Below are 13,107 nucleotides of genomic sequence, written 5' to 3' on the forward strand. Positions count from 1 at the left end.
TCCCACTCTTTTCCCATTCAATCGGCAATTACTCAGTACCGTAATAATTAGAAACAAAAAGTACGACAAAATAAGCGATAAAACAGCCCAGTAGCAAGATGCCGTTCAATCGGTTCAATCGATGCTTTCTTCCCAGACAAAATACCGTGAATAGTATACTCGCTGCCATCATGACCCAAAAATCACGGGAAAATGCGTGGGGTGAAAAGGCACTAGGGGAAAGTATGGCAGGGACACCCAGAACAAGGGTGGCATTGAATACGTTTGAGCCAACAATATTGCCCATTGCCATGTCACTCTCACCTTTTATGGCAGCAGCAATAGCGGTGGCAAGCTCAGGCAAACTGGTTCCCACGGCAAGGATTGTCAGGCCAATCACCAGTTCGCTAACACCATAAATACGTGCAATAACGGTGGCATTATCAATCACCATGCGGGTAGAAATGGGAAGAATCATTAACCCCAGAACCACCCAAAGCAGTGCAATTCCTTTGTTGCCTTCGACCGGCAATTCGGCATTTCGTTCCTGGGTATAGCTATCAACCCCATTGTGTTGGGAGAAAGCGGTCATCTTTATCATCAGAGAGATAAAGAAGAGGGCTGAAAGCACTAAAAGAATACCATCCAGCCGACTCAGATATCCATTGGATAGCAAATACCCTGCAAATGCGGTGATCGCCAACATGAGGGGCACTTCTTGTCGCAAGATTTCTGATTTTACCCTGATTGGCCGAATGAAAGCGGCTGCTCCCGTAATGAGCAACAGGTTAGTAATATTGGAACCAATGGCATTGCCTATGGCCATGTCTGGCTGTCCATCTAAAATTGCTGTGACAGAGACCATCAGTTCTGGCAGCGAGGTTCCTATTCCCATAATAACCAGGCCGACAATAAAAGGGGATATTTTCATGGCGCGGGCAAAAACGGCCGCACCATAAACTAATCTATCGGAACCATACACCAGTAAAATCAACCCGGTAATGAGCAGTACAATTGTCAGAAACATGGCGTGTCCCTTAAATAAGTTTTATTCCGAGCATAATGCTAATAATGGTTGATTTTTAAACATGGAATGTTTATTCAGCTAGACTTATACATTCTGACGATCAAGCGATAAAAAGTAAAATTTGTCACAACTTTGCTAACGCAAAATTGGGCAATTTTTTGTAGTATGCATGATTAATTATTTAAATACAGTCATGAAGACAGTTCTATTAACGGTTAGGGGCTATCAACAATGAGTCAACAAACAGCAAATCTTATTGAGATCTGCGGAATGCATTTCACCCGAGGCCAACGCCCGATTTTTGCTGATATTAATCTGACCGTTCCGAAAGGAAAAATTACCGCCATTATGGGGCCTTCTGGTATAGGAAAAACCACGTTGCTGCGTCTGATCGGGGGGCAAATTCGCCCTGAGCGCGGTGAAATTTGGTTTGATGGTGATAATATTCCGGCGTTGTCCCGCCCCCGCTTGTATGCTGCCCGCAAGAAAATGAGCATGTTATTTCAGTCAGGTGCCTTGTTCACCGATCTGAATGTTTTTGACAATGTGGCTTTTCCCTTGCGTGAGCATACCCAACTGCCTGAAGCGTTGATTCACACAACCGTGATGATGAAGCTGGAAGCGGTAGGGTTGCGTGGCGCTGCGCACTTGATGCCATCGGAACTCTCTGGCGGTATGGCAAGGCGAGCGGCATTAGCAAGGGCGATTGCACTCGATCCCGACTTAATCATGTTTGATGAACCTTTTGTCGGTCAAGACCCCATCACGATGGGCGTTTTAGTGAAGCTGATCGATGAGCTGAATCATGCGCTGGGTGTTACGTGTGTCGTGGTTTCCCACGATGTGCCTGAAGTACTGAGTATTGCCGATTATGCTTATATTGTGGCTGAGAAGAAAGTGATCGCAGAAGGTACTCCAGATCAATTGAGAATGAATCAGGATCAACGGGTACGGCAGTTTCTTGATGGTATTGCTGATGGGCCTGTACCTTTCCGTTTCCCGGCCGGGGATTACAAAACTGAGTTATTAGGATGATGGAATGTTAATGTTAACACGGGCATTAGCCGCAATGGGCCGACGTACGATTGAGGTCACGGCTTCATTCGGCCGTGCGGGCTTTATGCTGTTCAATGCAATCATTGGTAAGCCAGAAACTGCCAAACAATGGACACTATTGCGTCAGCAACTGTATAGCGTAGGTGTTCAATCTCTTCTGATCATAGTGGTTTCAGGGCTGTTTATTGGCATGGTGTTGGCCTTGCAGGGCTATTTAGTTTTAACCACATTTAGTGCGGAAGGCAGCCTTGGTATGATGGTAGCGTTGTCACTGTTGCGTGAATTGGGGCCTGTGGTGACGGCATTACTGTTTGCAGGGCGAGCGGGTTCAGCGTTGACCGCAGAAATTGGTTTGATGAAAGCCACTGAACAGATTTCCAGTCTGGAAATGATGGCGGTTGATCCGCTGCGCCGCGTTATTGCGCCGCGTTTTTGGGCTGGTTTTATCAGTATGCCCTTGCTCTCCTTGATCTTTGTCGCTGTGGGGATCTTGGGCGGTGCAATAGTGGGTGTGGATTGGAAAGGCATTGATGGTGGTTTCTTCTGGTCATCAATGCAATCTGCGGTGGAATGGCAAAAAGATTTGCTCAACTGTTTTCTCAAGAGTGTTGTTTTTGCTATTACGGTAACCTGGATTGCACTGTTCAATGGTTATGATGCTATCCCAACATCGGAAGGGATCAGCAGGGCGACGACGCGCACGGTAGTTCATGCGTCGTTGGCGGTATTGGGTTTGGATTTTGTGCTGACAGCACTGATGTTTGGGAACTAAGTCGATGCAAAGCAAGAAAAATGAAATTTGGGTGGGGGCTTTTGTCTTGATTGCGTTGGCTGCAATCATTTTTTTATGCCTCAAAGTTGCAGATATTCGATCTTTCGGCAGCCAGCCAACTTATCGTGTATATGCTGCGTTTGATAATATCGGTGGCCTGAAAGTACGTTCACCGATAAAAGTTGGCGGAGTCGTTGTTGGCCGCGTGGAGAAAATCTGGCTGGATCACAAAACTTATACGCCACAAGTTGAATTGGATATTTTCACGCAATACGACAATATTCCAAATACTAGTTCGCTTTCTATCCGAACTTCAGGATTACTGGGAGAGCAATATATTGCTCTCAATATTGGGTTTGATGACCCTGATTTAGGTACTGCCATGTTGAAAGATGGCGATCGTATTGAAGATACCAAGCCTGCAATGGTACTTGAAGATTTGATTGGTCAGTTCCTGTATAAGAGTAGTAGCGGAAGTCAGGAAAAATCCGCTTCGGCACCGGAACAAGCACACTAAGTTAGCAGCCCACTGCTCAGGAGAAATAACACTTATGTTTAAGCGATTACTTATGATTGCGTTGCTGGTGGTTGCACCCTTGGCCAGCGCTACAGATCAAACCAACCCCTACGCATTGATGAAAGATGCCGCGGCAAAAACGTTTAGCCGTTTGAAGAACGATCAACCGCAAGTTCAGGCTAATCCAGACGTTTTGCGCCAGATTGTGCGTCAAGAATTGCTGCCTTATGTGCAGATAAAATATGCAGGGGCACTGGTTCTGGGGCCTTATTACAAACAAGCGACACCGGAGCAGCGTGATGCTTATTTCAAGGCGTTTGAATCCTATCTGGAGCAGGCATATGGTCAGGCCTTGGCGATGTATCACGGACAAGAGTATCAGATTGCGCCAGAACAGCCGTTGGGTGATAAGACGATAGTAGCCATTCGTGTCACAATCACCGATCCTAATGGACAACCGCCAGTTCGTTTAGATTTCCAATGGCGTAAAAACAGTAAGACCGGTTATTGGCAGGCTTACGACATGATCGCAGAAGGCGTGAGCATGATCACGACCAAGCAGAACGAATGGGTGGATATCCTGCGTCAGAAAGGTATTGATGGCCTGACTGAACAATTAGCCATCAGCGCGAAAGCCCCAATCACTTTAGAAAAGAAAAAGTGATATGGAAAAAGCGACGGTTGATAACGGCATGATGAGTAACGAAAACGTCAATCAGAGAACTGTTAGCTGGGAAAAAGCCGGTAACACTTTGTTTCTGCAAGGCACGTTGGATCGTGATAGTTTGCTACCCCTTTGGCAACAAAAAGAACAAGCTTTGGAGGGCATTGACAATATTGATGTCTCCCAACTAAGTCGTGTGGATTCTACGGGGTTGGCCCTGTTTGTCCAATTAAAGGGTGAATACCAGAAACGTGGCAAGACACTGACTTTTTCAGGTGTAGGGGAACGCCTGAGCACGTTGGTAACGTTATATGGCCTGCAAGCTCTTCTTGATGATAGTCAGCCCAAGGCGTAATTCCTTTTTTTGATCATCAGCGCCCTTGTAAGCCATCAACTTACAGGGGCGTTTTTCTTGGTTTAAGAGTTGCCTGTATTCCATTAGGATAGGCATCTACTACTACTATTATTATTATTTTCTAACGACGAGTGTGAGCAGATCTATGGATACGAATGAAATTAAAAAAGTGCTGATGGAAAAATTGGCACTTGATGAAGTTATCGTCAGCGGTGACGGCAGCCACTTTCAGGTTATTGCCGTTGGCGCACTTTTTGATGGCCTGAGCCGGGTTAAACAACAGCAGGCTGTTTATGCGCCTTTGATGGAATATATCGCTGATAACCGTATTCACGCGTTGTCAATCAAAGCCTATACACCTGCACAGTGGCAGCGTGATCGTAAGCTTCAGGGACTTTAAGGCTGTTTGCCTCGCCGCGAACAGCACACTTTGAATTAAATAAGAGAATCATGATAGATGGATAAATTTCGTGTGAAAGGGCCTACCTGCCTGTCGGGAGAGGTAACCATTTCCGGGGCAAAAAATGCCGCCTTACCAATTATGTTCGCAGCGTTACTGGCAGAAGAGCCGGTTGAATTACAGAATGTTCCTGAATTGAGAGATATTGATACCACGATCAAATTGCTTAATCGTTTAGGAACAAAAGTGGAACGTAATGGTTCTGTTTTTATTGATGCGAGTGGAGTCAATGAATATTGTGCCCCTTATGAACTGGTTAAAACCATGCGAGCGTCCATCTGGGCATTGGGGCCGTTGGTGGCGCGTTTCGGTCAGGGGCAAGTCTCTTTGCCAGGCGGCTGCGCCATTGGGGCGCGTCCTGTTGATCTCCATATTTCTGGCCTGGAGCAACTTGGTGCGAAAATTGTGCTGGATGAAGGGTATGTCAGAGCCACCGTGGATGGCCGTTTGAAAGGTGCCAGCATTGTGATGGATAAAGTCAGTGTTGGGGCAACGGTTACGATCATGACCGCGGCAACCTTGGCAGAAGGCACCACTGTCATTGAAAACGCAGCACGTGAACCTGAAATTGAAGATACGGCTAATTTTCTCAATATGCTGGGAGCCAAAATCAAAGGTGCAGGCACCGATCGCATTGTGATTGAAGGCGTTGAGCGTTTGGGGGGAGGTGTTCACCGTATACTGCCTGATCGTATCGAAACTGGCACCTTCCTGGTCGCTGCGGCAGTTTCGCGTGGTAAGGTAGTGTGTCGTCATGCGAAACCGGATACCTTGGATGCTGTTTTAGCCAAACTGCGTGAAGCAGGGGCGGATATCAACGTGGGAGAGGACTGGGTTAGCCTTGATATGCATGGTCAACGGCCGAAAGCAGTGACATTCCGCACAGCACCGCATCCAGGCTTTCCAACCGATATGCAGGCACAATTCAGCCTGTTGAATATGGTTGCGGATGGTGCAGGCATGATCACCGAAACCATTTTTGAAAATCGCTTCATGCATATCCCAGAGTTGATTCGTATGGGCGCACGGGCTGAAATTGAGAGCAATACGGTGCTGTGTCATGGTGTTGAAAAATTATCTGGTGCTCAGGTAATGGCGACTGATTTGCGTGCTTCTGCGAGCTTAGTATTAGCGGGTTGTATTGCCGAAGGAACGACAGTTGTAGACCGTATTTATCATATTGACCGTGGTTACGAACATATTGAAGATAAGCTGCGTGGCCTTGGGGCAAATATTGAGCGTATAAAGGCTGCTGGCTAAACGGAATCAGGTATTCTTTCTCGCCCACATTGTGGGTGAGAAAATAATGGGTGAGAAAATAATGGACGAGGAAAGATTAGTAGCCATTAAATTCATCGATTGTGACGTTAAGTGTGAGGGAAGTTCCATCGCGTAGCACAGTGACAGGAACAATACTGCCGGGACGAATCTCCGCGACCTTATCCATCGTTTCCATCGGTGAGATAGCTGGCTGGTGATTAACGCTGGTAATGATATCTCCCACCTTGATCCCCGCTTTTTCAGCAGGACCATTGGGTGCAACCTGGAAAATGCGCAACCCCTGAATTTGATTGATATTACTGCCTGATGAGCGAATATAGGGCAATTCTCTGGCGGTGATGCCTATATATCCCCTGATAACCCGGCCATCACGGATCAATTTTTGCATAATGGTCGTAGCCAGTTTTGTTGGAATAGCAAATCCCAGCCCTTCCGGTGTTGAACCAAACTCAGACTTATCGAACGTCAACGTATTAATACCCACTAATTCTCCTAGCGTATTGACCAAAGCGCCACCGGAGTTGCCTTGGTTAATTGACGCATCTGTTTGCAGGAAATTCTGGCGACGCGTTGGACTAAGGCCGACGCGCCCGGTTGCACTGATAATGCCTTGTGTGATGGTTTGTCCCAAATTGTACGGATTGCCGATCGCCAACACGATATCCCCTACGTGGGCCATACGCTTAGGATTAATTGGGATCACAGGCAAGTTTGTGGCGTTGATTTTTAAAACTGCCAGATCGGTTGGGCCATCTGAGCCGACTAACAGTGCTTCATAAAAGTGCCCATCTTGCAAGGCGACAATAATGGAAGCTGCCTTATTGATAACATGCCGATTAGTGAGGATATAGCCTTGTTCACTCATAATGACACCGGAACCTAAAGGAAGAAGTTCCCGGCTTTCATGGGAAAAACTACCCATGCTGCTGCTGTAAATATTGACTACCGCAGGAGCAGCCCGGCGGACTGCTTTGCTGAAACTGGATACGGTATCGCTGCTGTTGTTGTTATCGCTCAGGAAATTTTTTAAGCCGCTGGGACGCAGGGAAGGGATAACGCCCAGCAAAATAGCGGCAATCAATAAGCCTATGAGTATAGAGCGTAATAACTTGATCAGCATGACATTATTCAGAATAGTAAGTGATTGAAAGAAGAATAGCATAGAAGTAGACAGACGCAGCATCATACTGCGTCTGTCGTGGATATAGATTAATTACGCAGTAAGAGATAAACATTATCGTCACCACGTAAGACGTTCAGTGCGATAATGGCTGGCTTCTCCTCAGTAATCTTGCGTAATTCGCTGATATTTCGTACACGCACATTGTTGGCACCAACAATCAAGTCATCCTTTTGCAAACCCGATATTGCAGCAGGTGAGTTCGGAATAATTGAATCCACTTTGATGCCTTGGGTATTTTTTATGGCGGCATTACTCAGGGTTGCGCCTTGCAGGGCAATACTCAAGTTTTCTGCTTTTGTTGGCTCTCCATCACTATTATCCAGTGTAACGGTGACTTCAAGAGGTTTCCCTTTGCGCAGCAGACCAATTGTGACTTCTTTGCCTGGAACTGTTGTACCAACCTTCGCGCGTAGCTCAGCAAAGCTATTAATTTTCTTGCCATCAAAGGAGATTAGGACATCCCCTGGTTTGATACCCGCTTTAGCCGCGGCCGATTTAGGCAGAACTTCGCTGACAAATGTTCCTTGCTGTGCTTCAACATTGAGTGCCTTGGCGATGTCAGCTGTCATCTCGGTTCCTTTGATACCGAGTACGCCGCGTTTGATTTCTCCATGAGAAATAAGCTGAGCGGAAAGGACCTTAGCCATATTACTTGGGATAGCAAAACCGATACCGACGTTACCACCACTTGGTGCGAGGATGGCGGTGTTAATGCCGATCAGTTCTCCTTTCAGGTTAATTAATGCACCACCAGAGTTACCGCGGTTAATAGGGGCATCGGTCTGGATAAAGTTTTCCAAACCTTCCAGATTCAGGCCGCTACGGCCAAGAGCAGAAATGATCCCAGATGTGACAGTTTGCCCCAAGCCAAATGGGTTACCGATGGCAATAGCATAATCTCCGACGCGCAGTTGGTCGGAGTCAGCGAACTTGATGGCAGTCAGATTTTTAGCATCGTTCAATTGTAAAAGAGCAATGTCGGTTTGTGGATCACGTCCAAGAAGTTTTGCTGAGTATTCACGGCCATCATTTAATTGAACGCGTATTTTATTTGCATTATTAATGACATGACTATTGGTCAATACATAACCTTTATTGGCATCAATAATTACCCCAGAACCTAACCCTGTGAATGGACGTTTTCTTGGTTCTTGCGGGGGAAATGCTGGCCCAAAGAAGAATTGGAAATCGTCAGGTAACTGGAGCTGTTGGCTTTGTACTTCTGTACCTGAAACATGAACAGTGACAACAGAAGGCAGCACTTTTTCCAGCATGGGAGCGAGGCTGGGTAATTCTTGAGCGGTCGCAGCAGGTAGGGCTGCATTACTTACCATTGGAACTGAAGCTAAAGATAGTCCGATACTAATAGCGAGTGTGCTGAGCAATGTATTTTTTCTTTTCATGAATACGTTCTCTTAATACCTAAGCTAGAAAAGGAAATTGTGCTTAAGAGACCTGTCCTGTCAAGGCGTTGCTACCTTGGAAATCACTTATTCCAGGGGATTAGATAGGCCTTAAGCATCATTGTTTCAATGCTGTTATGACTCTCAATTATTCAGCAAAGTTCACTAATAAAGTCGTTTCAATGCGTTTCTTTACAGGTATTTACGTGAATCAAAAATAAAAAACAAAAATATTTCCATTGGATGAAGGGCACGAAAGGGGGGCCGTGGTAGCTATTATTACCACGGCAAAGTGTATTAATTATTTATCTTGGATCGGACGGAACAGACCAGATGCACCTTCAGAATAATCCCGTGGAGGCGTGTTAGTCGTCACTTTATTTGTCTCAGTTTCGGATTCGCTTAGACGATAATTGAAAGGATTATCCTGTACTGGCATGTTGGGCATCAGTTCATTGGAACTTTTCGCCATGTGCTGATACAACTGACGGTAATCGTGTGCCATATTGTCAAGTAATTCAGCGCTACGGGCGAAATGGCTGACCAGCTCTTTGCGGTACTCTTCCAATTCAGCCCGATTTTTCTCCAATTCCGTCTGTAGGGCATTTTGTTGGCGTAGCTTTGAGCTGCCAAAGCGGACAGCCAGCGCGCCGACGATAAAACCGATGATTAATCCGATCAGGGCATATTCCCAAGTCATGGCAACTCCTTTAGTAACATCGTTATTCTGCAATATTGTTTCTGCAATGTTCTAGAGCGTTATCCCATTAGGCAGTTCTGTTTACAAGGATATACAACTATTGGGATAGGCTCTTGGTTCATGATGACCACTATAACCGTTAATTTAGTCAGAGTGGAATATTGATTATTAATTAATTCATTTATCTGTAATCTAATAGATTAATTTTATACAGATTTACCAAAGTAGGTAGGCAAAATCATATCCCTCAATTCACAGTAGTGGGCATTGGTATAGTTCTTATTGGTAAATTATTATACTAATCTAACTTCAAGAGGCGTGTGATTTCTCCCCGCAAAGCGGAAAAAATCAGGTTTCATATCGTGTTGTAAATTGCAACTTGAAGTTTAATGCGTATATACGTACTGAGGATAAAAAACTTTAAGGATTGTTATTTTGATGGCACCGATTACACCTTCATCTCTCTATCAATCAGCACTGTCTGATGGTCAGTATCAACCTGACGAAGTACAGCGCAAGACGGTTGAACGCCTTGATCTTATTCATAGCGACCTCATCAATGCTCAACCGCGTCCTACTCCGCAAGCTAATGGACTGAAAGACATATTGGGTAAATTGTTTGGTCGGCAAACGTCTGTGCCATTCCGCCCTGTTCAGGGGCTTTATATGTGGGGCGGGGTCGGGCGTGGCAAAACGTGGCTGATGGATATGTTTTACCAAAGTTTACCCACTGAGCGAAAACTGCGTCTCCATTTCCACCGTTTCATGCTACGAGTACATGAAGAGTTAACAACGTTACAAGGCCATGAAGATCCTTTGGAGATAATCGCTGATGGGTTCAAGGCACAGACGGATATACTCTGTTTTGATGAGTTTTTTGTGTCCGATATTACGGATGCTATGCTCCTCGGCACCTTGCTGGAAGCCTTATTTGCCCGAGGAATTGCCCTGGTGGCGACATCCAATATCCCGCCTGATGAGTTATACCGAAATGGATTGCAGCGCGCACGATTTCTGCCAGCCATTGAACTGATCAAAAAATATTGTGACGTGATGAATGTCGATGCCGGTATCGATTATCGCCTACGGACATTAACACAGGCCCATCTCTATTTGACGCCATTGTCAGAGGAGAATCGACAGGAGATGCGTCATATGTTTCTGCGTTTGGCCGGGCGAGAAGGGGAGCCGAATCCAATATTGGAGATCAATCATCGCAATATGCCTGCAATCAGTAGTGTTGATGGGGTATTGGCAATCCATTTCAAAACATTGTGTGAAGATCCGCGTAGTCAACTCGACTATATTGCTTTGTCAAAACTTTATCATTCGGTTTTGTTGCACGATATGCCGATCATGACGGCATTAAATGAAAATGCCGCCCGGCGTTTCATTGCCTTGGTGGATGAATTCTATGAGCGCCAGGTAAAACTTATCATTAATGCCGACGCGCCGATGGAACTGATTTATCAGGGTGAGTTGTTGACGTTTGAATATCAACGTTGCCTGTCTCGCTTGCAAGAAATGCAAAGTGAGGAATACCTGAAACTTCCACATTTACCCTGATTCTTTCGTCCTTTGGGATAATTATTGAATTTGGGGTCGATTTTTTACGATGAGTTCTCTATAATCTTGCGACCCCACGTTACAGCAGGATTTTTTATTTCCCAAAAAACTTGCATTAGTGCCGGCATAGGCTATTCGAAGGGGTAGGTTTGCTGGACATGAGTCGTGTGAACCTCAAAAAACAGTTTCTGAACATCGAGTGTTCACCAACGTGTAACTTATAATTGGGTAAGCTTTAATGAAAACTTTTACAGCTAAACCAGAAACCGTAAAACGCGACTGGTATGTTGTTGACGCAGATGGCAAAACTTTGGGCCGTCTTGCAACTGAAATAGCTCGTCGCCTGCGCGGCAAGCACAAAGCGGAATACACTCCGCACGTTGATACTGGTGATTACATCATTATTGTTAACGCAGAAAAAGTTGCTGTAACCGGCAACAAACGTTCTGACAAAATTTATTATCACCACACTGGCCACATCGGTGGTATCAAGCAAGCGACCTTTGAAGAGATGATTGCCCGCCGTCCTGAGCGTGTCATTGAAATCGCGGTTAAAGGCATGCTGCCAAAAGGGCCACTGGGTCGTGCAATGTACCGTAAACTGAAAGTTTACGCGGGCAGCGAGCACAACCACGCGGCACAGCAACCACAAGTTCTGGACATTTAATCGGGATTATAGGCAATGGCTGAAAATCAATACTACGGCACTGGTCGCCGCAAAAGCTCTTCCGCTCGTGTCTTCATTAAGCCAGGTAGCGGTAACATCGTAATCAACCAACGCAGCCTCGAAGTTTACTTCGGTCGTGAAACTGCACGCATGGTTGTTCGTCAGCCACTTGAGCTGGTTGATATGCTGAACAAACTGGATCTGTACATCACTGTTAAAGGTGGTGGTATTTCTGGTCAGGCAGGCGCAATCCGTCACGGTATCACCCGTGCACTGATGGCTTATGACGAGACTCTGCGTTCTGAACTTCGCAAAGCTGGCTTCGTTACCCGCGATGCTCGTGAAGTTGAACGTAAAAAAGTGGGTCTGCGCAAAGCACGTCGTCGTCCACAGTTCTCCAAACGTTAATTTATTGCCACAACTGTGGCAGTGGGTTAAAGTTAAAAACCCGTCATTTTTATGGCGGGTTTTTTATTCCTTCAAATTTTCACTCTTCGATAATTCTCTGTTTTTGGCAAAAAAATAGCATTTTTGAGAAATAAATTCCCAGACTCTAATATTTCATCATTAATTCTCAATGTACTTCCCCACAAAATGTGCAAAATCTGGTAGACTAGTAACAATTTTTTGCCTTATCCATGAGTTTGCCCGATTTGGCAGAGGTAAAATATGCCCTAAGATATTTTCTTGTTACAGCCAATAAAGCAGTCACCGGAAGATAAAGGGGGATACCTCGGATAATAAGTGCGGAACAGGATGAGAATATGAGCGAGAATAGCCGCTATTCATTGAAGGGCTGTTCGTTCCTTTTTTTAGATAAACTTGGAGGTTTTCATGGCTGTCGCTGCCAACAAACGTTCGGTAATGACTCTGTTTTCCGGCCCGACCGACATTTTTAGCCATCAAGTGAGAATTGTACTGGCGGAAAAAGGGGTCAGCGTAGAGATTGAACACGTTGAAGCGGGTAATTTGCCTCAGGATTTGATTGATTTGAATCCTTATCAATCTGTTCCTACTCTCGTTGATCGTGAGCTGACCCTGTATGATTCTCGCATCATTATGGAATATCTGGATGAACGTTTTCCGCATCCACCACTCATGCCTGTGTATCCTGTCGCACGAGGCTCCAGCCGTCTGATGATGCATAGAATTGAAAAAGATTGGTATTCCCTGATGTACAAAATTCAGGATGGAAGTGTTCAGGAAGCGAATGCTGCACGTAAACAGCTTGCTGAAGAATTACTGGCGATTGGGCCAATTTTCAGAGAAATGCCGTTCTTCATGAGTGAAGAGTTCAGCTTGGTGGATTGTTATTTATCTCCACTACTGTGGCGTTTGCCTGTCTTGGGTGTTGAGTTGTCAGGACCAGGTGCTAAAGATCTTCAAGTCTATATGCAGCGTGTATTTGAACGTGACGCATTCTTGGCCTCGTTGACGGAAGTCGAACGTGAAATGCGTTTACAATCACGGAGTTAAT

General features: G+C 45.5%; 15 protein-coding genes. 11 read left to right on the plus strand and 4 right to left on the minus strand.

What is annotated here, in order from left to right; genetic code table 11:
- Window positions 1–28: 28 nt before the first annotated feature.
- The gene (locus IQ209_RS10560) at window positions 29–1,006 is read right to left on the minus strand and encodes a calcium/sodium antiporter (RefSeq protein ID WP_193851271.1); all 978 of its coding nucleotides are present in this window, start codon (window positions 1,004–1,006) and stop codon (window positions 29–31) included.
- Between the two features lie 231 nt (window positions 1,007–1,237).
- Here IQ209_RS10560 and mlaF point away from each other — a divergent pair, with 231 nt between their 5' ends.
- The 7 genes from mlaF (at window position 1,238) to murA (ending at window position 6,090) form a co-directional block, all read left to right on the plus strand.
- Window positions 1,238–2,041, plus strand: a complete 804-nt coding sequence (gene mlaF / locus IQ209_RS10565) for a phospholipid ABC transporter ATP-binding protein MlaF (protein ID WP_099130829.1) — start codon at window positions 1,238–1,240, stop codon at window positions 2,039–2,041.
- A gap of 10 nt (window positions 2,042–2,051) precedes the next feature.
- Complete coding sequence (gene mlaE / locus IQ209_RS10570) at window positions 2,052–2,834, plus strand: lipid asymmetry maintenance ABC transporter permease subunit MlaE (protein WP_193851325.1); 783 nt, start codon at window positions 2,052–2,054, stop codon at window positions 2,832–2,834.
- A gap of 4 nt (window positions 2,835–2,838) precedes the next feature.
- The gene (gene mlaD / locus IQ209_RS10575) at window positions 2,839–3,351 is read left to right on the plus strand and encodes an outer membrane lipid asymmetry maintenance protein MlaD (protein WP_193851272.1); all 513 of its coding nucleotides are present in this window, start codon (window positions 2,839–2,841) and stop codon (window positions 3,349–3,351) included.
- 34 nt (window positions 3,352–3,385) lie between these two features.
- Window positions 3,386–4,015, plus strand: coding sequence for a phospholipid-binding protein MlaC (gene mlaC, locus IQ209_RS10580; RefSeq protein WP_193851273.1), 630 nt, complete (start codon window positions 3,386–3,388; stop codon window positions 4,013–4,015).
- A gap of 1 nt (window position 4,016) precedes the next feature.
- Window positions 4,017–4,370, plus strand: coding sequence for a lipid asymmetry maintenance protein MlaB (gene mlaB, locus IQ209_RS10585; RefSeq protein ID WP_228005826.1), 354 nt, complete (start codon window positions 4,017–4,019; stop codon window positions 4,368–4,370).
- A gap of 145 nt (window positions 4,371–4,515) precedes the next feature.
- Window positions 4,516–4,770 (plus strand): BolA family iron metabolism protein IbaG, encoded by a 255-nt coding sequence (gene ibaG / locus IQ209_RS10590; protein ID WP_193851274.1) that lies wholly within the window; start codon window positions 4,516–4,518, stop codon window positions 4,768–4,770.
- A gap of 57 nt (window positions 4,771–4,827) precedes the next feature.
- The gene (murA, locus tag IQ209_RS10595; protein WP_193851275.1) at window positions 4,828–6,090 is read left to right on the plus strand and encodes a UDP-N-acetylglucosamine 1-carboxyvinyltransferase; all 1,263 of its coding nucleotides are present in this window, start codon (window positions 4,828–4,830) and stop codon (window positions 6,088–6,090) included.
- A 76-nt stretch (window positions 6,091–6,166) separates the two neighbouring features.
- On the opposite strand, the gene degS is transcribed toward murA, so the two are convergent.
- The 3 genes from degS to zapG form a co-directional block, all read right to left on the minus strand.
- The gene (gene degS, locus IQ209_RS10600; RefSeq protein ID WP_193851327.1) at window positions 6,167–7,231 is read right to left on the minus strand and encodes an outer membrane-stress sensor serine endopeptidase DegS; all 1,065 of its coding nucleotides are present in this window, start codon (window positions 7,229–7,231) and stop codon (window positions 6,167–6,169) included.
- Window positions 7,232–7,320: 89 nt separating this feature from the next.
- Complete coding sequence (locus IQ209_RS10605; RefSeq protein WP_193851276.1) at window positions 7,321–8,697, minus strand: Do family serine endopeptidase; 1,377 nt, start codon at window positions 8,695–8,697, stop codon at window positions 7,321–7,323.
- Between the two features lie 301 nt (window positions 8,698–8,998).
- Entirely contained in the window at window positions 8,999–9,397 is a 399-nt protein-coding gene (zapG, locus tag IQ209_RS10610) for a Z-ring associated protein ZapG (RefSeq protein WP_193851277.1), read from the minus strand.
- A 438-nt stretch (window positions 9,398–9,835) separates the two neighbouring features.
- Between zapG and zapE the strand changes: the two genes are divergently transcribed.
- The 4 genes from zapE to sspA all read left to right on the plus strand — a co-directional run bounded on the left by zapE (window position 9,836) and on the right by sspA (window position 13,106).
- Window positions 9,836–10,963, plus strand: a complete 1,128-nt coding sequence (zapE, locus tag IQ209_RS10615) for a cell division protein ZapE (protein ID WP_193851278.1) — start codon at window positions 9,836–9,838, stop codon at window positions 10,961–10,963.
- A gap of 238 nt (window positions 10,964–11,201) precedes the next feature.
- Window positions 11,202–11,630 carry a 50S ribosomal protein L13 gene (gene rplM / locus IQ209_RS10620; RefSeq protein ID WP_189758737.1) on the plus strand — a complete coding sequence of 143 codons (429 nt, stop codon included), beginning with the start codon at window positions 11,202–11,204 and terminating at the stop codon, window positions 11,628–11,630.
- Between the two features lie 15 nt (window positions 11,631–11,645).
- Window positions 11,646–12,038 (plus strand): 30S ribosomal protein S9, encoded by a 393-nt coding sequence (rpsI, locus tag IQ209_RS10625; RefSeq protein WP_045959780.1) that lies wholly within the window; start codon window positions 11,646–11,648, stop codon window positions 12,036–12,038.
- Between the two features lie 426 nt (window positions 12,039–12,464).
- A complete protein-coding gene (gene sspA, locus IQ209_RS10630; RefSeq protein ID WP_193851279.1) occupies window positions 12,465–13,106 on the plus strand; it encodes a stringent starvation protein SspA in 642 nt (213 codons plus the stop codon).
- Window position 13,107: the final 1 nt, after the last annotated feature.

The sequence above is a fragment of the Xenorhabdus sp. BG5 genome (genome assembly GCF_015163665.1).
GTDB lineage: Bacteria > Pseudomonadota > Gammaproteobacteria > Enterobacterales > Enterobacteriaceae > Xenorhabdus.